Raw genomic sequence first — 281 nt, forward strand, 5'->3', positions numbered from 1 at the left:
GCCACGCGCGCACCGGCTCAAGGTCGTCAACCGACCGCACCGTGACACCGACGGCCCCGAAGCCGCGCGCGATCGCCGCGATGTCGACGCGCGGAAAGGTGACCGTGCCGAAGTCGGGCGGCACCGCATCCCCGCCGAAGTGGTGCACCTCGGCGCCGTACGCGTCGGCGTTGTAGGCGATGACGACGAGGGGCAGCCCGAGCCGCACCGCGGTCTCGAGCTCGGCGATCGACATGAGCAGCCCGCCGTCGCCGACGCCGAGCACCGGCAGCCGCTCGGGC

At 74.0% G+C, this 281-nt stretch carries 1 protein-coding gene; it reads right to left on the reverse strand.

Going from position 1 to position 281, the window contains the following annotated elements:
• The coding region (locus QM019_RS12785) for a thiamine pyrophosphate-dependent enzyme (RefSeq protein WP_282853315.1) at positions 1-281 on the reverse strand (281 nt) is incomplete at both ends.

Origin of the sequence: Gulosibacter sediminis (assembly GCF_030011715.1) — a bacterium.
GTDB lineage: Bacteria > Actinomycetota > Actinomycetes > Actinomycetales > Microbacteriaceae > Gulosibacter > Gulosibacter sediminis.